Below are 19,828 nucleotides of genomic sequence, written 5' to 3'. Positions count from 1 at the left end.
CTCAGCGACAAGGGCCCCCTCCACGAGCCCCCGCACACCCGACCACCCGAGCCCGCCCGCGTCCTCTGTCCGGAATCACGCGGGCGGCTCGGGCGCCCGAGCGGCTCACACGACGACGAAGGCGTCCAGGATCAGCGAGTTGCCCGTGGAGGCGGCGTTGCGCTTGCTGCCGCGGCGGATGGTGATGGTGTGCTCGCCGGCGCTGAGGGTGCTGCTGGTGAACACGGTGCGGGCCGAGCGGTTCGTGGCGCTGTAGCGGTCGACGGAGGCGACGAGCACGCCGTCGATCAGGACCTCGTTGATGCCGGAGGTCGGGGTGATCCGGCTCACCCAGCTGACCTTCGTGCCCCGGAAGCGGAGGGTCGCCGAGGCCGTGGAGGTGCTGGAGTACGAGATGCTGCCGCCGCTGTCGGCGGTGCTCGAGAGCGTCGCCCAGGTGCCGACCGTCGCGATGACGGCGGCTCCGTTCTGGTACGTCCCCGCCGCCGGCAGCGTCGAGGTCGGGGTGGGCGTGGACGTGGCCGTCGGGGTCTCGGTCGGAGTCGGCGTGTCGGAGGGGGTCGGCGTGTCCGTGGGCGTCGGCGTGCTGGTCGGCGACGCCGTCGCGGTGGGGGTGGGGGTCGACGTGGAGACGGTCCCCGCGGTCACGACGAAGGCGTCGAGGATCAGCGTGGATCCGGTGGACGCCGGGTTGCGCGTCGTCCCCCGGCGGATCGTGACCGTGTGGGTGCCGGCGGCGATCGGCCCGCTCGTCCAGACCGTCTGACCCGAGCGGGTCGTGGGGCTGTAGCGGTCGACGGTGGCGACGAGGACGCCGTCGAGCAGCACCTCGTTGATGCCGGAGGTCGCCGTCATCCGGCTCACCCAGCTGACGCCCGTGCCCGAGAAGCGGAAGCTCGCGGACGCTCCGGCCGAGCTGGAGTAGCTGATGCTCCCACCGCTGTCGGCGGAGGAGGAGATGGTGCTCCAGGTGCCCGCCGTCGTGATGAGCGGCGAGGAGTTCTGGTACGTGCCCTCGCCGGGGATCGACGAGGCGGGCTCGTCGGGCAGCGGAACGACCGGCTGCTCCGCGAGCCAGCGGTCGAACGTGTCGAGCATGTCCTTGTTCGTCAGGCTCGGCACGTTGTGGCCGTTCGGAGCGCCGTCGGTCGGCGTGTAGAGGACCACAGCCTCCTTCGCGACGGGCTTCGCGAGCGCGACCCAGGCCCCTCCGTGCACGGCGATCGGGACGAGGACGTCCTCGGTCGAGCCGGTCGTGCGGATCCGCGCCCCCGCCCACGAGGCCTGCGGCAGCAGCGCGGGGTCGGTCGCCGGGATCGTCGAGGGGTCGTTGTCGTAGTCCGGCAGAACCCGCTCCGGGTCGCGGCGGGCCATGTCGGCCATGTCGTAGACGCCGGCCGCGTGGTACGCGCCGCGGATCTCGGGGACCAGCTTGTTGCCGTACGCCCAGCAGAGCAGCGCGCCGCCGCCGGAGTTCGAGCGGAGGAAGCTCGCGCCGATCCGCCACGTCTTCTGGAACCAGGCGACCGCGTCCACCTGCATGGCGACGGCCCGCTTGTTCGTGTAGATGCTGCCGCCGTAGTTCGGGCAGATCGAGATGACGCCCTTGTCGACGGCCTGGTCGGCGCTGTACTGGTAGGCGCCGGACAGGGCCGCGTAGGTGCTCCCGTTGGCGTGGTAGTACCAGTAGACGACCCGGCCGATCCGCTGCGACGGGACCGCGGTGTGCGGGACGAAGAGCCGCGCACGGTCGGTGCCGATCATCACGTCGATGATCTGGTACGGCTTCTTCCCCACGCGCGAGATCGCCGTGTCGCTGCGCCCGAGCTCGTTGGGCAGCGGCGGGATCACGCTGTAGTCGGGCGCCGCGGACGCGGTCATCGCGTAGGCGAAGGCGGATCCGACGCCGAGGGCGGCTCCGGTGAGGACGAGACGGCGGCTGTGGCGCGCAGGAGAGGACATGGGATCCCGACGTGGAGAGGGCTGCTCGGTCGGCGGAGCCTGACCGGAAGGAGTGAGGGGGTGCTGCGGTCCGGGTCGGACCACCGTGGAGGGGGCGCGGTGCGGTCCTTCGGGGGACCGTGCGGGCGGGCAGGCGCGAGTGCATCCTCCCGCGTCCGCTGCGCGACCGCCAGACCCGCTTCAGGGACACCCGCGGCGGCGCTCCCACCTGGCGTGGAGCGGCGGAGGGATGCGAGAAGGTCCTGGTGAGAGCGCTATCTCGCGCCACTGCTCTGGAGATGCCCGCCACGGGAGCGGAACCGCATCGTCCCGGTGCCGGGACGCCGGGGCGGCACGGGGCCGGCACGGATCCAGGCCGCCTTTCGTCCGGCGCGCGGGCCATGCGCACGTCAACACTCTCGCGGGAGACCCCCGGATGAGTCTCGTTATCTGAGCACGACCTGATCGCTGGTTCAGCGCCTGCTCTCCCCCTTCTGAGTGCCGACCGGGTCGAGGGTCCGTCGTCCGCCGCCCACGTCCCGTCTCAGGGGGACAGGGCGCCTCCGAGCCGCGACCTATCGTGATCCCGCTCCATCCGGAAGGCCCGGCGAGGCGCCCGGGGGGAGGTCGATCCGTGTCGAACGCGCATGCCCGGCCGGGCCACGACCGCTCGATCGCCCTCGGCCTCGTCCTGCTCCTGATCGCCGCCGTCCTCGTGGTCCTGCCGGCGACGAGGGCCGCGGCGGCCACGGTCCTCCTCCAGGAGGGCTTCGGCGGCACCAGCGTCGCGGACTCGGCGTGGCAGCCGCTCGACGCCGCGTGCCTCACCCGGGCGACCGCGACTCCGCCGACCGGCAGCTCCCGGCTGGGCACGTGCGTGACCCCGAAGAACGCGGCGCCGGCGACCTCGACGGATCCGGGCTTCCTGCAGCTGACGGACAGCCGCGGATCCTCGAAGGGAGGCGCGGTCTTCAACCGGCCGATCCCGGCCACCGGCGGACTCGATGTGCAGTTCGACCAGTACCAGTACCAGGGCACGCTCGACGTCACCGGCGGTGACGGGATCGGGTTCTTCCTGACGGACGGCTCCCGCAGCCTCACCGCGGCGGGAGCCTCCGGCGCCTCTCTCGGATACGGGCAGTCCTCGACCAGTGACGGCGTCAGCGGCGGCTACCTCGGGATCGGACTGGACGCCTACGGGAACTTCTCGAGCACGGCGAACGGGCTGGGAGCGGGCTGCCCCACCGCTCCTCCCGGGGCGCTCGCCAACCGGATCGTCGCGCGCGGACCCGGCGACGGGAGGACCGGCTACTGCTTCATCCAGAGAGCGTCGCCCGGAACTCTGCAGTCATTGCGACCGACGGTCAACCTGGGGGACCCGACGAATCCGCCGGCGTCGAACGGACGCACCATCCGCATCACGGTGTCGGCAGCGGCCACGCCGGTGGTGACGGTCTACTACGGCTCCACCGCAGGCCTGGCGGCCGCCTCACTCGCGCAGGTGATGCAGTTCACGATGCCGACCGCAGCTCCGTCCACGTACAAGCTCGGCTTCACCGCCTCCACGGGAGGTTCGTTCGACACCCACCTGATCCGGAACGTCTCCGTCTCGTCCATCAACACGCTCGACGACATCACCCTCGTCAAGCAGATCGACCGCACCACCGCGCAGCCCTCCGCCTACACCGAGGGCGCTGCGATCCCGTACCAGTTCGTGGTGACCAACGGCTCGATCAAGGCGACGCTCAGCGGCATCGTCGTCGCCGACCCGAAGGTCGCGACGATCACCTGCGCGGCCACGACGCTCGCTCCGCTCGCCTCCACGATCTGCACGGGATCCCATACGGTCACGGCCGCAGAGGCGGTGGCCGGCTCCCTCGTCAACACGGCGACGGCCTCGGCCACACGGACCGCGACCGGCGAGACGACGACGACCGTCACCAGCAGGACCGCCACCGTCACCGCCCCCATCGCCGCCCCGGCTCCCGCTCTGACCCTCACCAAGACCGCCCTGCTCACCGACACGAACGGCAACGCCCAGGCCGACGCCGGCGAGCAGATCCGCTACTCCTTCCTCGCCCTCAACTCCGGCAACGTCACACTGCAGGCGGTCGCCGTCGCCGACCCGAAGGTCACCGGCATCACGCCCGCCTCGACTCAGCTCGCCCCCGGAGCGAGCGCGACCTTCACCTCGGCGCCGTACACGGTGCTGCAGACCGACATCGACAAGAACACGTCGCTCGTCAACACGGCGACCGTCTCCGGCCGCACCCTGGCCGCCACGCCCGTGACGGTCACCGCGACCTCCACGGCCACCACGCCGATCCGCTACGCGCCCTCGATCTCGCTGACGAAGAACGGCACGATCCCGACCGGCGCCGCCGTGGGGTCGACCGTCTCCTACAGCTTCACCGCCACCAACACGGGCAACACCGGGCTGAGCTCCGTCGCGGTCACCGATCCCAAGAGCGGGCTCTCCGCGCTCGCCTACTCCTGGCCGGGGACCGCCGGGCGCCTCGAGATCGGCCAGTCGGTCACGGCGACCGCCTCGTACACGCTCACGCAGGCCGACGTCGACGCGGGCCAGGTCCTCAACACCGCCACCGCGACCGGCACCCCTCCGACGGGCGCCGCCGTCACGGCCACCGCCTCGCGGACGGTGACGATCACCCGCACGAACGACCTCGCGCTCACCAAGACCGCGAACCCCGCCTTCATCAGCGCCGCCGGCACCGTGGTGACCTACACCTTCCGCGCGACCAACACCGGCACCACCACCCTCACCGCGGTCGCGATCAGCGACCCCAAGAGCGGGCTCTCCGCTCTCACCTACTCCTGGCCGGGCACTTCCGGACGACTGCTGCCCGGCCAGGTCGTCACCGCGACCGCCGCCTACACGACCACCGCCGCCGACGTCACCGCCGGCACGATCGCCAACACCGCCACGGCGACGGCGACCGGCCCGACCGGCGGGGCGTTCACCCGCACGGCCTCGGTGAGCATCTCGGTGATCCCCGATCCGGCGGCCGACGCCGCGACGGTCGTGCAGGGCGGATCGGTCGTGATCGACGTGCTCACGAACGACGGGCCCGCCGCGACCGGCGCGACCTTCTCGCGCGCGCAGCTCTCGGCGACCCCGAGGGCGATCGGAGGCGCGGCGACCCCCGCCCCCGCCACTCCCGTGCAGGGTTCCGTCTCCTGCGTCGCGAGCGGAGCGACCCGCGGCCAGTGCACCTACCGCCCGATCGCCGCCTTCGTCGGCACCGACGTCTTCGACTACTCGCTCTCGGGCCAGTACGGCACCTGGAACGTGCGGGTCACGGTCACCGTCACCGCGCTCAACCGCGCGCCGGTCGCCCGGCCCGACCGCGTGGTCGCGACCACCGGCGGCCCCGCCGTCACCGTCGCTCCGCTCGCGAACGACACCGACGAGGACGCGGGCACGACCCTCGCCCTGGTCGGCACGAGCGTCTCGGCCGGGCTGCGCGGTACCTTCTCCTGCTCCGGATCCACGTGCACCTACACGCCCGCGGCCGACGGCTGGACCGGGAGCGCGACGATCGCGTACACGGTCACGGACGGCGCGCTCACAGCGGGCGGCACGATCACGGTCTGGGTCGATCCCGCTCCCCTCGTCCGGCGCGGCTTCTCCGGCACCGGCAGCACGAGCGGAGCGGTCGGGCTCGGCGCCTGGACCAGCTCCTCCGTGGTCGCCACGCCCGTCGCGAGCTGCACGGCCGGTCGGCCGAGCACCCTCGTGAGCTGGTCGGCCGCCGCCGGAGCGACCGGCTGGACCCTCGAGCGCCGCCTCGCGGGGACGACGCCCGGCCCCTGGACCGTGATCGCGGCACCCGCCGCCTCCGCGACGAGCTTCACCGACGACCGGGTCGGCGAGGGCCGCAGCTACCAGTGGCGGGTCCGCCCGGACCTGCAGCGCTGGCTCGGAGTCGCGTCCGCCGCCTCGATCGCCGTCGCCCAGCCGGCCGTCACCACCGCCGGAGGCTGCTGATGCCTCCCCGCCGACACCCCTCTCGTCCTGCACGTGTCCTCGTGAGGGAGACCACGCCCGCACCGGGCACCACCCACCAGAAAGGAACGGTCGCCATGACCACCACAGCACCCACCCGTCGCAGCCCCTGGAAGAAGATCGCCCTCACCGGCGGCGTCCTCCTCGCCGCGGGAGCCCTCGCCGGCGCCGGCGCCTTCGCCGTGTTCACCGACTCCGGGACCGCCGTCGGCAACGTCGACGCCGGCCAGACCGACATCTCGGTGACCGGAGCGTTCACGGTCGCGAACATCGCGCCCGGCGACACGGTCCAGCGCCCGATCAGCCTCGTGCTGCCGAACGCGACCAACGACGGCGACCTCGTCTCGTCGGTCCGCTTCTACCAGGACGTCACCAACGACGTCGTCGGCTCGGACACCACCGACCCGGGCCGCGTCGGCGCGTCCCTCGTCACCGGCGCGAACGGACTCGACTACCGCCTGCTGACCTGCTCCACCGCCTGGGTCCCCGCCGCCGCTCCCGCGGAGGCCGGCCCCTACACCTGCGCGGGCACGCAGACCGTCACCGGCACCGGCAAGCTCTCGACCATCGGCGGAGTCGCCAACGCGGCGAACTTCACCCCGGCGAACTTCGGCATCACCCCCACCGCGACCGGGACCTTCCCCTCGGACGCCGGTGACGTGACGCTGAACACGCTGATCGAGCTCGTCCTGCCGACGGCGGCCGACAACGCGTACGAGAACGCCTCCGCCACGGTCACCTTCACCGCCGCCGCGATCCAGCGCGCCGGCATCCAGAAGTAGACCGTCCCCCACCGCCTCCGCCCTGCCCGGCCGCCACCGGCGCGGGGCGGAGGCATCCCCCTTTCCTCCCGGAGTCGTCCCCATGCCCCACGCCCGTGCGCTCGTCGCCGTCCTCGCGGTGGTGCTCCTCGCGCCCGCGGCGAGCGCCGAGCCCGTCGGCGTGCTCGACGTGCGCGAGCTCTCGGCGCCCGGATCCCTCACCGACCTCGCTCCGGGCGACCGCGCCGAGTGGGCGGTCGAGGTGACCAGCACCGGCCTGTCGCCGCAGGGGGTCTCCGTGGCCTTCGCGGTCGACGGAGGCACGCTGGCGCAGGACCCGCGCGACGGCCTCCAGCTGTCCGTCGAGCTCTGCGACGCGGCGTTCACCGTCGCCGAGGTCGTCGACGGGGAGCGCACGGTCGAGCGCTACCTCTGCCCGGAGGACGCGATGCCGCTCGGATCCGGGCCCGCGGCGACGCTCGGCCGGCTCGACGGCGTGCGTCCGCTCGAGCGCGGGGCCACCGTGGGGGTGCGCGTCCGCGTCCTGTTCCCGGAGTCGGCCGGCAACGGGGCCGAGCTCGCGGCGGCGTCGCTGCGGGTGCTCGTGGGCACGACGGAGGAGGATCCCTCCCCCACCCCCGGCCCCGGCTCCTTCCCCGGAGCGGCGGGCGGCGGGCTGGCCGTCACCGGCCGCGACCTGGGCGCTGCGCTCCTGGGCGGGATGCTCGCCCTCGGCTCGGGCGCCCTGCTCGCCGCGGCCGCGCGCCGTCGTCACCGGAGGGAGCAGGCGTGAAGGCCATCCGCGCTCTCCTCGGCGGACTGGTCGCGATCGTGGCCGTCGCCGGCATCGCCGTCTTCGTCCTCTCCGCGCTCGGTCTCGTGCGGCTCGTGCCGGTGCTGTCGAACTCGATGGCGCCCGGGATGCCCGTCGGCTCCCTCGCCGTCACCCTGCCCGTCGACCAGGCCGCGATCCGCGCCGGCGACGTGATCGTCTTCACCGACCCGGACGATCCGGGCCGCCGCGTCATCCACCGCGTCACCCTCGTCTACTCCGAGGAGGAGGCTGCGGCCCTCCGCGGCCGCGAGCCCGGCCAGCTGGCGCTCACCACCAAGGGCGACAACAACGAGTCGGCCGACCCGTGGATCGTGACGATCGCGGACGAGCGGATCTGGCGCGAGAGCTCGGTGGTGCCGCTGCTGGGCTGGCCGAGCATCGGCCTCGCCCACCCGGAGGCGCGGTTCGCGCTCTTCGCCGCGGGCGGCGCGGTCATCGTGGGCGCGCTCCTGATCGCCATCTGGCGCCGCCCCGCGGAGGTCGCCCCGTGAGCGGCGCGCACCGCTCGTCGGACGGCACGCCGCCCCCGGAGCCCCTGCGTCCGCCCGCTGAGCACGGGCGGCACAGCGCCCGGCCGTCCTCCCGCGACCGCGGAGCCCCGCGCCACTCCCCCGAGGTCCGCCGCCGCGTGGTCTCCCGCGCCGGCCTGGCGGGACTCGTCGCCGGCGCGCTCGTCCTCGGCGCCGCCGCCACCGCGACCGCCGTGCTCCTGGACCGGGGCTCCGTGAGCGCGCGGGTCGCCTCCGGCACCGTCATCGCGACGTTCACCGGCACCGGAGCGACGACCGTGCCGGTCCCCGTCGCGGGCCTCGTCCCCGGTGGCACGGCCCGGCGCCTCCTCGACCTGACGAACGCCGGGACCCTGCCGATGTCGGCCCTCCAGCTGCAGACGGCCACCGGCACCGACTTCTCGGACGGCCTGCAGCTCGCGATCGAGCGCTGCTCGCTGTCCTGGTCGGCCGATGCCGCGACCTGCCCCGGCACCGTCACCACCGTGTCGGCCGACCGCCCCGCCGCCTCCCGCCTCGACCTCCCCGGCTCCCCGGCCCTGGCCGTCGGAGCGACCGACCACCTCCGCCTGACCGTGCGCCTCTCGGAGTCCGCGCCGCCCGCCGCGCAGAGCACCTCCGCGACCGTCACCGTCACCGTCGTCGGCGTGCAGCGTCCGGGCCGCCAGCTGTAGGCGCGGCGGGCCCACGCCTCGGCGGCACCACCGCCGCGCCGTCCACTCTCGCGTCAGCGCTGAGGCGCCCTAGACGGTCGTCGACACGCCGGAGCGGGCGACCGTCTCGGGCGACTGAGCGGGGCCGCGGGTACCTCGGTGGTGCCTCGCTACTCGCGCAGGGCCGCCACGGCGTCGTGGAAGCTCGGCACGTCGGAGAGCACGCCCTCGGGGCCCAGCACCGTCCAGGTCGTGCCCGTGCGGATCAGGACGCCCAGCTCCTCGGCGGGCCGGCGGCGGGTGCGGCGCAGCTCGAGCACGAAGACTCCGGGACGCGCCTCTCTGATCTCGGGAGTGCGCCGGTCGGGCAGCATCACGAGTCCTCCCCGAGGGTCAGCGGTAGACGCTCCACTCCTTCTTCACGATCCGGCGCTCCTCGCCGTCGACCGCGACGATCCACTCGCCGTCCTTCTTGGCCACGACCCGCCCGCGCAGGTACTGCGGCTCCCAGCCGTCGGCCTTGTTGACCCACTTCACGAATCGCGCGAACCGCCCCGGTGCCACGTCGTCTCTGGACATCTCTCGACTCCCCTTCGTCGTCACCGGCACGTCCATCGCCCTCCGTCAGGAGAGCACCTCGCCCAGCGCGAGGGGGACCTCTCCTGTGAGGTCTCGAAGCCGGTTCACTGACGGTAGAACGCGCTGCTGGAAGTGGACGAGGCCGTTGACTGATCGACGATCGTCTGGCAGTGGGGTCAGGATGCGGCAGCGGATTCAGGAGTCGAACAGCACGTGCGGCCGTCCGGCGTCGACGATCACGCGGGCGCGCACCCCGTAGACGTCCGCGATCAGCGCCGGGGTGAGCACCTCCTCCGGGGTGCCGCCCGCGACCACGCGCCCCTCGCGCAGCACCAGCAGCGCGTCGCAGAAGAGGGCCGCGAGGTTGAGGTCGTGCAGCGCGACGACCGTGGTCACCGGCAGCGCCCGCACCAGGGCCAGCAGCTCCAGCTGATGGCGGATGTCGAGGTGGTTGGTCGGCTCGTCCAGCAGCAGCTCGCGCGGCTCCTGCGCGAGCGCCCGGGCGATGTGCGCCCGCTGCCGCTCGCCGCCCGAGAGGGTGTGCCAGAGGTGGTCGGCCTTCGCCTCGAGACCCACCTGCTCGAGGGCGCGCTCGATCGCGCGCAGGTCCTCGGCCGTGTCTCCGCCCAGGAGGGAGCGGTGCGGTGTCCGCCCCAGCCGGACGACGTCGCGGACGGGGAGGTCCGCCTCCGTCTCGGCCTGCTGCGTCACCGTGGCCACGGCCCGGGCGACCTCGCGGCGGCGGAGCGAGCGGAGCGGCGCGCCGTCGAGGGTGACGACGCCGGCGTCCGGAGCCGCGGTGCCCTGCAGCAGCCGCAGCAGCGACGACTTGCCCGAGCCGTTGGGCCCGAGCAGTCCCACTGTCGAGCCGGGAGCGGGGCGGAGCGAGACCCCGTCGACCACCAGGCGGCCGCCCCGGCGCCACGAGACCCGGTCGGCCTCGAGCGTCACGAGCGGCCCCTCCGCCGCAGGAGCAGCAGCATGAACACCGGCACGCCGACGAGTGCCGTGCCGACCCCCACCGGCAGCGGAGTCGGCGCGAACGCCACCCGCGATCCGGCGTCGACCCACACCAGGAACACCGCGCCGAGCAGGATCGTCGCCGGGATCACCCGCGAGTGCCGCTGGCCGAACACGAGTCGCGCGGCGTGCGGCAGCACCAGCCCCACGAAGCCGATCGCGCCGGCGATGCTCACCAGGGTCGCCGTCAGCAGGGCCGTCACCACCAGCAGGAGGAGGCGGGTGCGGCCCACGTGCACGCCGAGCGACGCGGCCACGTCCTCCCCGAAGGCGAACGCGTCGAGCGTGCGCGCCGCGGCGAGGCAGACCACGGAGCCGAGCAGCACGACTCCTCCGCTCAGCGCCACGTCGTCCCAGCGCATCCCCTCGAGGGAGCCGAGCAGCCAGAACATCACGCCGCGCGTCTCGTCCGAGTCGGCGAGCGCGAACACGATCAGCGAGGTCAGCGCCGAGAACAGCTGCGTGCTCGCCACCCCCGCCAGGATCACGCCGGAGGTGCCGCCCGCCGAGAACCGCGTGAGCAGCAGCACGAAGCCGAAGGCGACCAGCGCGCCGACGAAGGCGCCTCCGGAGAGCCCGACCACTCCTCCGCCGACCCCGAGCACGCCGACGAGCACCGCGCCCGTGGACGCTCCGGACGAGACGCCCAGCACGAACGGGTCGGCGAGCGGATTCCGCAGCAGCGACTGCAGGATCACTCCGCACACGCCGAGCCCCGCCCCGCAGGCCGCGGCCACGAGTGCGCGCGGGAGGCGCTCCTGCCAGACGATCGCATCCTCGGCCGGGCGCACCGGGACGGAGGCGAGCCCGAGGTGGTTGAGGAGGATGTCGCGGACGTTCACGAGCGAGACGTCGGCCGGGCCGAGCGTCACCGCGACGCCGACCGAGAGCGCCAGCGCGAGCAGCCCGCCGACGACCAGCGCAGCGGCGGCCAGACCGCGCGGCACCCGGCGGACGAGGACCGTGCTCGTGCTCGTGCTCGTGCTCGTGCCCGTGCCCGTGCTCAGAGCGAGGCCCCGTTCTCGTCCCACCAGGCGCGGATCTTCTCGAGCCCGTCGACGAAGCGGATCGACGGGTTCAGCTCGGCGCCGTGGAGCGCGATGAAGCGGCCGTCCTGCACCGCGGGCAGGCTGCTGGTCAGCGGGTCGGAGCGGAGGAACGCGGTCTTGTCGTCGAGGCGGTCGCCGGGGAAGCGGTCGCGCTGCAGGTCGCCGAGGACCAGGACGTCCGGGTCGGCCGCGACGACGCTCTCCCAGCCGACAGCGGGCCAGTCCTCCGTGCGGTCGGCGAAGACGTTGGTCATGCCGGTCGTGGTGCCGAGCATCGAGGCGAAGTTGTAGCCGCCTGCCATGTAGGGCGTCTTGGTGTCGGCGAACCAGAAGGCGACGCTCCGGCCGCCGAGGTCGACCCCCTCGGTGGCGGCGGCGGCGCGCTCCTGCAGCTGCGCGACCAGGGCGTCACCGCGCTGCTGCACGTCGAAGACCTCGGCCAGCTCGTGGATCTCCTGGTAGAGGACGTCGACGGTCAGCGGGACGGTGCGCGTGCCGCTCCCGCCGTTGACGCTCGCCCCGTTGTCGCAGTCGGAGGGGGCGAGGTAGGAGCCGATCCCCGTCTCGGCGAGGCGGTCGCGCGAGGCGACGCCCTCGGGCGCGTAGTGCCGGCCGAAGGAGGCGGTGACGAAGTCCGGGTCGGCGCCGAGCAGCACCTCGTAGGTGGGCGCGTTGTCGGCCAGGCGCGGCACGCTCTCGTTCGCGGAGGCGAGGGTCTCGAGCACGGGGTCGGTCCAGGAGGCCGTGCCGACCATCCGGTCCTCGAGGCCGAGGGACAGCAGGATCTCGGTCGAGTTCTGGTCGAGGGAGACGACCCGCTGCGGAGGGGCGGTGACGGTGGTCGTGGTGCCGCAGTCGTCCAGCGTGAGCGGGTACGAGGTCGTGCCCTCCCCCGCGGCGGCCGTGCTCTCGGGCTCGATCTGCTCGGAGGCGCCGCAGCCGGTGAGGGCGAGCAGGGTGAGGGCGGCGAGGGCGAGGGCGGCGGGGCGCCGTCGGTGCGTGGACATGGATCTCCCGTGGTTCGTGGGCGTCGGTCGTCGGCCCGGTGCGCGGGCCTTGTTCGTGGGCCCGGCGCGGAGCCCGGGTAAGCATAGCATTACCTCACTTCGACCCGTCCATTCGCGCCAGTCGATCCGCGCCACCGACCCTCGGCCGCCCTCGGCCCGGCCCGCATGCGACCCCGCAGGAGTCGCCGTGGTCGCGCGCGAGGACGGCGGCTGCCGAGTCCTCACCGCACTCAGAAGGTCCGGAACAGCCGAGTAAGCGGACACCTGTCGCGCACCTCGCCTCCGCAGCCCCCAACCAGGTGGACAGCACCCCGGACACGGTTCCCCTGGGGGCGGGAGAGCGCGATCCTGGACAGCGACGCTCGACGGCGCCCGCCCCACCGCCCTCCGACCGTCACAGAAGGATCCTGTTGCCCCGCCACTCCGCCCGCACCGCCCCCTCCGGCCGGTCCGCGCTGGTGCGCAAGGCCGATGCGTCCGGCTACCGGCCCGAGATCGAGGGACTGCGCGCCGTCGCGTCCCTCCTGGTCGCGACCTTCCACATCTGGCTGGGCCGCGTCTCCGGAGGCGTCGACGTCTTCTTCGTGATCGCCGGGTTCCTCACCACCCTGACCCTCCTCGGCCAGATCCGGCGGTTCGGGCGCGTGCGTCCGATCGCCTTCCTCCGGAGGCTCGCCTCGCGGCTCTTCCCGGCGGCCGCGGTGGTGCTGGTCGTCGTCGCGGCGCTCGCTCCGCTCCTCCTGCTCCCCTCGCAGCTGCTGCAGACCTTCACCGAGGTGCTCGCCTCGACCTTCTACGTCGAGAACGTCGCGCTCGCGCGGGCCGGAGTGGACTACCTCGCGCAGGACGACTTCCACTCGCCGGTGCAGAACTTCTGGGCGATGTCGGTGCAGGGGCAGTTCTACCTGATCTGGCTCGCCCTGGTGCTCGTCGCGACCCTCGCCGCCGTGCTGCTGCGGCGACGCGCGCAGCTGCCGCGGTTCCTGCTGGCGCTCGTCGCGGCGCTCACCGTCCTCTCGTTCGCGTTCTCCGTCGTGCTGGTCGGGATCGACCAGCCGACCGCGTACTACAGCACCCTCGCCCGCTCGTGGGAGTTCGGGCTCGGCTCGCTCGCGGCCCTCGTGCTCCCGGGACTGGCGATCCCGGCGACCCTGCGGGCCGTTGCCGGGTGGCTGGGGCTGATCGGAGTCGTCTCCTGCGGGTTCGTGCTCCAGGTCTCGAGCGCGTTCCCCGGCACCGCCGCGCTCTGGCCGACCCTCTCGGCGGTGCTCGTGCTCGTCGCCGGGACCGGCCCCGCCCCGGAGCGCGGAGTCGGCCGGCTGCTGGCCCTGCGCCCGCTCGTGTGGCTGGGCGGCCTGAGCTACGGGATCTACCTCTGGCACTGGCCACTCCTGGTCTTTTGGCGCGAGAGCACCGGCGAGGACCCGACCGCCCTCGCGGGCCTGGGCGTCATCGCCGCCGCGATCCTCCTGGCCGCCGCCTCGAAGCGCTTCCTCGAGGACCCCCTCCACCGCCGCGCTCCCGCCGAGCGCCCGCACCGCCTCCGCGCGCTCGCCCCGGCGGCCCTGCTGGCCGTCGCCGCCCTGGTCGGAGCGACGGGCCTCACCGGAACGAACGCCGCGATCGCCGCCGACCTCACCCGCGCGCACGCCCTCCCCGTCTCGACCGAGGGCTGCGTCGGAGCCGCGGCGCTCGCGAACGCCTGCTCCGACTCCTGGACCACGAGCCTGCCCGCCGTCGACGCCTCGGAGGACGGCTCCGCGCTGAACACCGACGAGTGCAGCACGGGCAACTCCGGCACCGCGCTCAAGGAGTGCCGCTTCGGCGATCCCGCCGGCCTCCGTGTGCTGCTCATCGGCAACTCGCACGCGGCGTCCTTCTTCCCGGCGCTGCGCGGCGTCGCGGAGGAGCGCGGCTGGGACCTGCACACCTACTACAAGACGGGCTGCGTCTTCTCGACCGCGGAGCGGCGCGACGACTCCGCCTCCTCCCGCCGCTCCTGCGACGTCTGGAACGAGAAGCTGCAGGAGGAGCTCGCCGGCCAGGAGCCGTACGCGCTCGTCGTCACCGCCTACTCCGCGAAGAAGTCCGTGTTCGTCGACGCGTCCGGCACCCCCGACGAGCAGGCCGGCATCGACGGGTTCCACGAGTCGTGGGCGCCGCTGATCGCCCGCGGATCCACGGTGGTCGCGATCCGCGACAATCCGGTGCTGCCCTCGCTCTCCCTGCTGGCCTGCGCCGAGGAGCCGGGCCCCGCGGCCGACTGCAGCGTGCCGCTCGACGAGGCCTTCGCCGACCGCGAGCTGATGGCCGCCGCGGCCGAGGGCTGGCCGGGCGCCGCCGCCGTCGACCTCACCCGCTGGTTCTGCGACGACCGCGGCTGCCCCCTCGTGATCGGCGGAGTGAAGGTGTACCGCGACCTCGGGCACCTCACCGAGTCGTATGCCCGGACCCTGGCGCCCTACCTCGGCGAGGCGCTGGACCCGCTGGTCGGCTGAGGGCCCTCGCGCTCGCCTCCGGACGCATGCAAGACTGTTTATACGAACAGGGATCGGAGGAGCCGATGGGCCACTCTCACGGCGTTCCAATCGGCTCCGCCGCCGCACGGCACCGGCGTCCGCTCGTGGCCGCCTTCGTGCTGACCGCGGCGTTCATGATCGTCGAGTTCGCGGTCGGAGTCGCAACGGGCTCGCTCGCGCTGCTCTCGGACGCCGCGCACATGGGCACCGACGTGCTGGCCCTCGGAATGTCGATCGCCGCGATCTCGCTCGCCGCCCGCCCCGCCGCGAAGAGCCGCACCTACGGCTCCTACCGCCTCGAAGTGCTGGCCGCCCTCGCCAACGGCCTGCTTCTGTTCGCGGTCGCCGCGTTCGTGATCGTCGAGGCCGTCCGCCGCTTCGCCGAGCCGCCCGCGGTGCCCGGCGGCCCCCTCCTGATCACCGCCGTCGTGGGCCTGGCGGTCAACCTCGTGAGCCTGCGCCTGCTGTCCGCCGGGGCGAAGGAGAGCATCACCCTCCGCGGAGCCTCCCTCGAGGTGCTCGGCGACGCGCTCGGCTCGATCGGCGTGATCGTCGCGGCGATCGTGCTGCTCACCACCGGCTGGGCGTGGGCGGATCCGATCGTCGGCGTGCTGATCGGGCTGCTGATCCTTCCCCGCACCTGGTCGCTGACGCGGCAGGCGCTGGGGATCCTCATGGAGTCGGCGCCCGCGCACGTCGACCTCGCAGCGCTCGAGCGCGACGTCTGCGCCGTCCCCGGCGTGCTCGCGCTGCACGACCTGCACGTGTGGACGATCACCTCCGGCATGGAGAGCGCCACCGGCCACGTGGTCGTCGCCCCCGACGCCGACTACCGCACCGCGCTCTCGCGGGTGCTCGCCGTCCTCCGCGAGCGCCACGGCATCGACCACGCGACCATCCAGTGCGAGCCCGAGGCCTTCCCGGAGACGACGCACCGCGTCTGAGCGCGGGGGTGTCGCGGCGCGCGGCCGCACGCCTCCGCATGCCCACGACCCTCCAGGAGTCGTCGCACTCGGCGCCGACTGCGACGACTCCCGGCTTCTCGACGCTGCGGGCCTCGCCCACCCCTGAGCTCCTTCCGATTGTTGACGTGAACATGTACAGTCGGCCGTCAGGGCGCGTTCACGTGAACATGCCCGCATTTCGATGGCGAAAGAGAGACCGCATCAATGTCGATGTCCTTCAGAAGGGTCGCCGCGCTCGCCACGAGCGCCGCCCTGGCCACAGGAGCACTGCTGGCGATCCCCGCCGCAGCGGCCCCCGCTCAGGCCGCGGACGCGTTCCGCATCACGCCGAACCCCGCCGCCGCCGGTGAGGCGTTCGAGGGCTGGGGCACCAGCCTCGTCTGGTTCGCGAACGCGACCGGCGGCTATCCCGAGGCCCTCCGCGAGGACCTCTACCAGAAGGTCTTCGGCGACAGCGGCCTCGACCTGAACATCGCCCGCTACAACATCGGCGGCGGCAACGCCTCCGACGTGAAGGACTACCTCCGCCCGGGCGGCGCCGTCGAGGGCTGGTGGAAGCCGAACCCGGCCGGCGACGCGTCGACCTACGGCGGCACCTCCACGAAGCTCGCCGACCGCGATGCGCTCCTGGCGAAGTGGAACGCGGACGACCCCGCCTCCTACGACTGGACCGCCGACGAGACGCAGCGCTGGTGGGTCGAGAGGCTCGCCGAGGAGAAGCAGATCTCGCACTGGGAGGCGTTCTCCAACTCCGCCCCGTACTTCATGACCGAGAGCGGCTACGTCTCGGGCGGCTTCGACGCGAACAGCGAGCAGCTGAAGCCCGCCGCCGAGGAGCAGTTCGCGAAGTACCTCGTGAAGGTCACCGAGCACATGGAGGACGAGTACGGCATCGAGTTCGACACGCTCGACCCCTTCAACGAGCCGAACACGAACTACTGGGGCACGCAGCTCTCCAACGGCGTCCCGACCGGCGGACGCCAGGAGGGCATGCACGTCGGACCGACGCGCCAAGCGGGTCTGATCCCCGACGTCGCCGCCGCGCTGGACGCCTCGACCACCGACGCCGGCATCGCCGCGATGGACGAGACCAACCCCGACATCTTCGCGACGAACTGGGCCGCCTACTCCGCCGCGATCCGCGCCGAGGTCGACCGGATGAACGTCCACACCTACGGCACCTCGGGCCGCCTCAAGGTGCGCGACCTCGCGAAGCAGGCCGACACCGACCTGTGGATGAGCGAGATCGAGGGCAACTGGGTCTCCGGCTTCGACCCCACCAACATGGAGAACGGCCTCGGCATCGCCGGCCGCATCAACGACGACCTGCGCGAGCTCGAGCCGAAGGCGTGGGTGCTCTGGCAGCCCGTCGAGGACTACTACAACATGCAGCAGCCCAAGCCCAAGGGCGAGAACCTCAACTGGGGCTCCGTCTACATCGACCTGGACTGCAAGCCGTACCAGGAGAACGGGACCGAGGTCTGGAAGTCGGTCCGCCGCGTCGCCGACGCCGGTGGCGACTCCACCAAGGCCCCGGTCTGCGGCGTCGAGACGAACTCGAAGTTCAACACCATCCGGAACTTCACCAAGTTCATCCACGAGGGCGACCACCTGATGCCCTCCAACGACAGCTCCTCCACCGCCGCCGTCCGCGGCGACGGCTCGGGCGCGACCGTCGTGCACACCAACAGCACCGCGACCGAGAAGACCGTCGTGCTCGACCTCTCCCGCTTCGGCACCATCGCCGACACCGCGACGGTCACCCCGTACGTCACCACGAAGGCCTCCTCGGCCGCCGCTCCCACGAGCAACGCCCTGGTCGCGAAGACCCCGGTGAGCGTCGACCGCATCTCGCGCACCGCCACGATCACCGTGCCCGCCAAGTCGGTCACGAGCTTCTCGATCGACGGAGTCTCGGGAGTCGCCGACTCCGCCCCCGCCCTGCGCGACGGCCACCGCTACCAGCTGGTCGGCACCCAGAGCGGCAAGGCCCTGACCGGCAACCCCTCGGGTGCCGCGACCACGATCACCGGCCTCGCCACCGACTCCGCCACGGCCGCCAAGCAGACCTGGACGGTCCGCGAGGTCGCCGCCGGCGAGCGCGAGGCCACCCGCCGCGTCGTCCTCGTCAACGGCGACGGACGCGTGCTCGGAGCCACGACCGCCGGCACCGACCTGCGCTCGCTGTCCGTCGACGCGGCGAAGACGACCGCCGCGACCCGCTGGATCGTCAACACCACCGACGGCGCGAACTTCTCGCTCGTCAACGAGTCGATCGCCCAGTCGCTCGACGTGAACGGCGGCTCCAGTGCCGACAACGCGTCGGTCGGCGTCTACACCTCCAACGGAGGAGCGAACCAGAGGTGGTCCCTCCGCGACCTCGCCCCGACCGCCGGCCAGACGATCGCCGTCCGCACCACCGCGGGCGTCGCTCCGACCCTGCCCGCGAGCATCACCCCGCAGTACTCCTGGGGAGCCGGCGCACCGCTCGCCGTCACCTGGCAGCGCCCCGCCGACTCGGCGTACGGCGCGACCGGCCGCGTCGAGGTGCCCGGCACCGCGACCGACCTCTACGGCCAGACGATCACGGTCACCGCGCTCGTCGATGTCGGCGGACTGACCGCGACCGACCCCGTGTCGGTCACTGCCGCCGCGGGCGCCTCGGTCGCCGGAGTGAAGGCCTCGGCCCCGACGACGGTCCCCGCCCGCGTGGGCGCCTCGGCCAGCACCTTCCCGGTGCCGGTCGTCTGGGACTGGACGCCGCTCACCACCGCCTCCCTCGCCCAGGCCGGGCAGGTGACGGTCTCGGGAACGGCGACCGCCGACGGCGCGACGCTCCCCGCCACGCTCACGGTGCTCGTCACCACGGGCACGCTCCGCAACTTCAACCCGGACGCCGGCATCGTCGCGACCGCGTCGTCGTCGGAGTCGGGCTACGGACCGGAGCGCACCCGCAACGGCGTCGACGGCGACAAGGGCTGGTCGAACTGGACCAACGGCACCAAGGCCGCGCAGAGCTCGCTGACCTACACCTTCCCCTCGACCCACCAGGTCGAGAAGGTGTCGGTGCAGTTCCTGGCCGACGGCGGCACCAGCTGGGCGCAGACCTACCAGTTGCAGTACCAGGCCGCCGACAGCACGACCTGGACCGCGGTCCCCGGCTACGAGTCGGCCGTGGCCCTCGCGTCACCGGCCGGCGGAACGGCTCCGACCCTGGTCGCGTCGTTCGCGCCCGTCACGGCCAAGGCCTTCCGCGTCGTGATGAACGCCTACGACAACACGCACCTGATCGTGGCCGAGACCAAGCTCTACGAGTCGGTCGCCTCGCCCGCCGCGGTCGCCACCCTGGGCGCCCTGCGCGTCGGAGGAGCAGGCATCGCCGGGTTCGACCCGGCCCGCACCTCCTACGCGGTCACCGTCGAGGGCACGGCGATGCCGGTGATCGGAGCAGTGGCGACCGACTCGGCGGCCACCGTGCGGATCACCCAGCCGACGACGGCGAACGGCGGAGTCGCGACCATCGCGGTCCGCGCGGCCGACGGCTCCGTCACCTCGACCACGACGGTGACGGTGACCCTGAAGGCGCCCGCCGCCCTCGCGGTCGCGGTCACGGCGACCACCCGCTGCATCGCCGGCAAGGTGACGCTCACCGTCGCGGCGAAGAACGAGTCCGGCGTGCCGGTCTCGATGACCATCGCGACGCCCTCCGGGTCGAAGCAGGTCACCGGAGTCGCGCCCGGCGCGAGCGGCAGCGCCGCGTTCACCACGCGCGCGGCCTCGGTGCCGGCCGGCCAGGCCACCGTCACCGCGACGGGCACGGTCGACGGTGAGCAGGTCACCTCGGTGGCGACGGGAGCGTACGCGGCCCGCAGCTGCTGACGCCCCCTCCGACACGGACCGCCTCCGCCCCTCCGGGGACGGGGGCGGTCCGTCGTTCGCCGTCGGAGCGGCGCTGCGCGGGCG

14 protein-coding genes are annotated in these 19,828 nt (G+C 73.2%); 8 read left to right on the top strand and 6 right to left on the bottom strand.

Annotation, left to right across the window (positions count from 1 at the left end):
- Positions 1 to 105: 105 nt before the first annotated feature.
- Positions 106 to 1,962, bottom strand: a complete 1,857-nt coding sequence (locus GTU71_RS16240; RefSeq protein WP_167305257.1) for a hypothetical protein — start codon at positions 1,960 to 1,962, stop codon at positions 106 to 108.
- A 613-nt stretch (positions 1,963 to 2,575) separates the two neighbouring features.
- On the opposite strand from GTU71_RS16240, the gene GTU71_RS14005 reads away from it, so the two are divergent.
- From GTU71_RS14005 to GTU71_RS13985, 5 genes are all read left to right on the top strand, one after another.
- The gene (locus GTU71_RS14005) at positions 2,576 to 5,950 is read left to right on the top strand and encodes an Ig-like domain-containing protein (protein ID WP_159940639.1); all 3,375 of its coding nucleotides are present in this window, start codon (positions 2,576 to 2,578) and stop codon (positions 5,948 to 5,950) included.
- Between the two features lie 95 nt (positions 5,951 to 6,045).
- Positions 6,046 to 6,750, top strand: coding sequence for a TasA family protein (locus GTU71_RS14000; RefSeq protein ID WP_104339071.1), 705 nt, complete (start codon positions 6,046 to 6,048; stop codon positions 6,748 to 6,750).
- A gap of 82 nt (positions 6,751 to 6,832) precedes the next feature.
- Positions 6,833 to 7,522: a hypothetical protein gene (locus GTU71_RS13995; protein WP_159940637.1), complete on the top strand. Its 690-nt coding sequence runs from the start codon at positions 6,833 to 6,835 to the stop codon at positions 7,520 to 7,522.
- Complete coding sequence (locus GTU71_RS13990; RefSeq protein ID WP_159940635.1) at positions 7,519 to 8,055, top strand: signal peptidase I; 537 nt, start codon at positions 7,519 to 7,521, stop codon at positions 8,053 to 8,055. The genes GTU71_RS13995 and GTU71_RS13990 overlap by 4 nt, the downstream gene beginning before the upstream one ends.
- Positions 8,052 to 8,747 carry a peptidase gene (locus tag GTU71_RS13985; RefSeq protein ID WP_159940633.1) on the top strand — a complete coding sequence of 232 codons (696 nt, stop codon included), beginning with the start codon at positions 8,052 to 8,054 and terminating at the stop codon, positions 8,745 to 8,747. Before GTU71_RS13990 ends, GTU71_RS13985 begins: the two co-directional genes overlap by 4 nt.
- Before the next feature lie 149 nt (positions 8,748 to 8,896).
- Here the strand turns inward: GTU71_RS13985 and GTU71_RS13980 are convergent, their stop codons facing one another.
- The 5 genes from GTU71_RS13980 to GTU71_RS13960 form a co-directional block, all read right to left on the bottom strand.
- Positions 8,897 to 9,103 (bottom strand): hypothetical protein, encoded by a 207-nt coding sequence (locus GTU71_RS13980; RefSeq protein ID WP_104256374.1) that lies wholly within the window; start codon positions 9,101 to 9,103, stop codon positions 8,897 to 8,899.
- A gap of 16 nt (positions 9,104 to 9,119) precedes the next feature.
- Entirely contained in the window at positions 9,120 to 9,305 is a 186-nt protein-coding gene (locus GTU71_RS13975) for a hypothetical protein (RefSeq protein WP_104223398.1), read from the bottom strand.
- 195 nt (positions 9,306 to 9,500) lie between these two features.
- Positions 9,501 to 10,256, bottom strand: coding sequence for an ABC transporter ATP-binding protein (locus tag GTU71_RS13970; RefSeq protein ID WP_104226361.1), 756 nt, complete (start codon positions 10,254 to 10,256; stop codon positions 9,501 to 9,503).
- Positions 10,253 to 11,272 (bottom strand): iron chelate uptake ABC transporter family permease subunit, encoded by a 1,020-nt coding sequence (locus GTU71_RS13965; RefSeq protein WP_244230697.1) that lies wholly within the window; start codon positions 11,270 to 11,272, stop codon positions 10,253 to 10,255. The genes GTU71_RS13970 and GTU71_RS13965 overlap by 4 nt, the downstream gene beginning before the upstream one ends.
- 56 nt (positions 11,273 to 11,328) lie before the next feature.
- Positions 11,329 to 12,381, bottom strand: a complete 1,053-nt coding sequence (locus GTU71_RS13960; protein WP_159940631.1) for an ABC transporter substrate-binding protein — start codon at positions 12,379 to 12,381, stop codon at positions 11,329 to 11,331.
- A gap of 410 nt (positions 12,382 to 12,791) precedes the next feature.
- Here GTU71_RS13960 and GTU71_RS13955 point away from each other — a divergent pair, with 410 nt between their 5' ends.
- The 3 genes from GTU71_RS13955 (at position 12,792) to GTU71_RS13945 (ending at position 19,744) form a co-directional block, all read left to right on the top strand.
- A complete protein-coding gene (locus GTU71_RS13955; RefSeq protein ID WP_159940629.1) occupies positions 12,792 to 14,879 on the top strand; it encodes an acyltransferase family protein in 2,088 nt (695 codons plus the stop codon).
- Between the two features lie 65 nt (positions 14,880 to 14,944).
- Positions 14,945 to 15,844: a cation diffusion facilitator family transporter gene (locus tag GTU71_RS13950; RefSeq protein ID WP_159940627.1), complete on the top strand. Its 900-nt coding sequence runs from the start codon at positions 14,945 to 14,947 to the stop codon at positions 15,842 to 15,844.
- Between the two features lie 231 nt (positions 15,845 to 16,075).
- Positions 16,076 to 19,744 carry a glycoside hydrolase gene (locus GTU71_RS13945; RefSeq protein ID WP_159940625.1) on the top strand — a complete coding sequence of 1,223 codons (3,669 nt, stop codon included), beginning with the start codon at positions 16,076 to 16,078 and terminating at the stop codon, positions 19,742 to 19,744.
- Positions 19,745 to 19,828: the final 84 nt, after the last annotated feature.

The organism is Rathayibacter sp. VKM Ac-2762, assembly GCF_009866585.1.
In the GTDB taxonomy this organism is placed as follows: domain Bacteria; phylum Actinomycetota; class Actinomycetes; order Actinomycetales; family Microbacteriaceae; genus Rathayibacter.
This window is presented reverse-complemented; position numbering and strand designations above follow the sequence as displayed.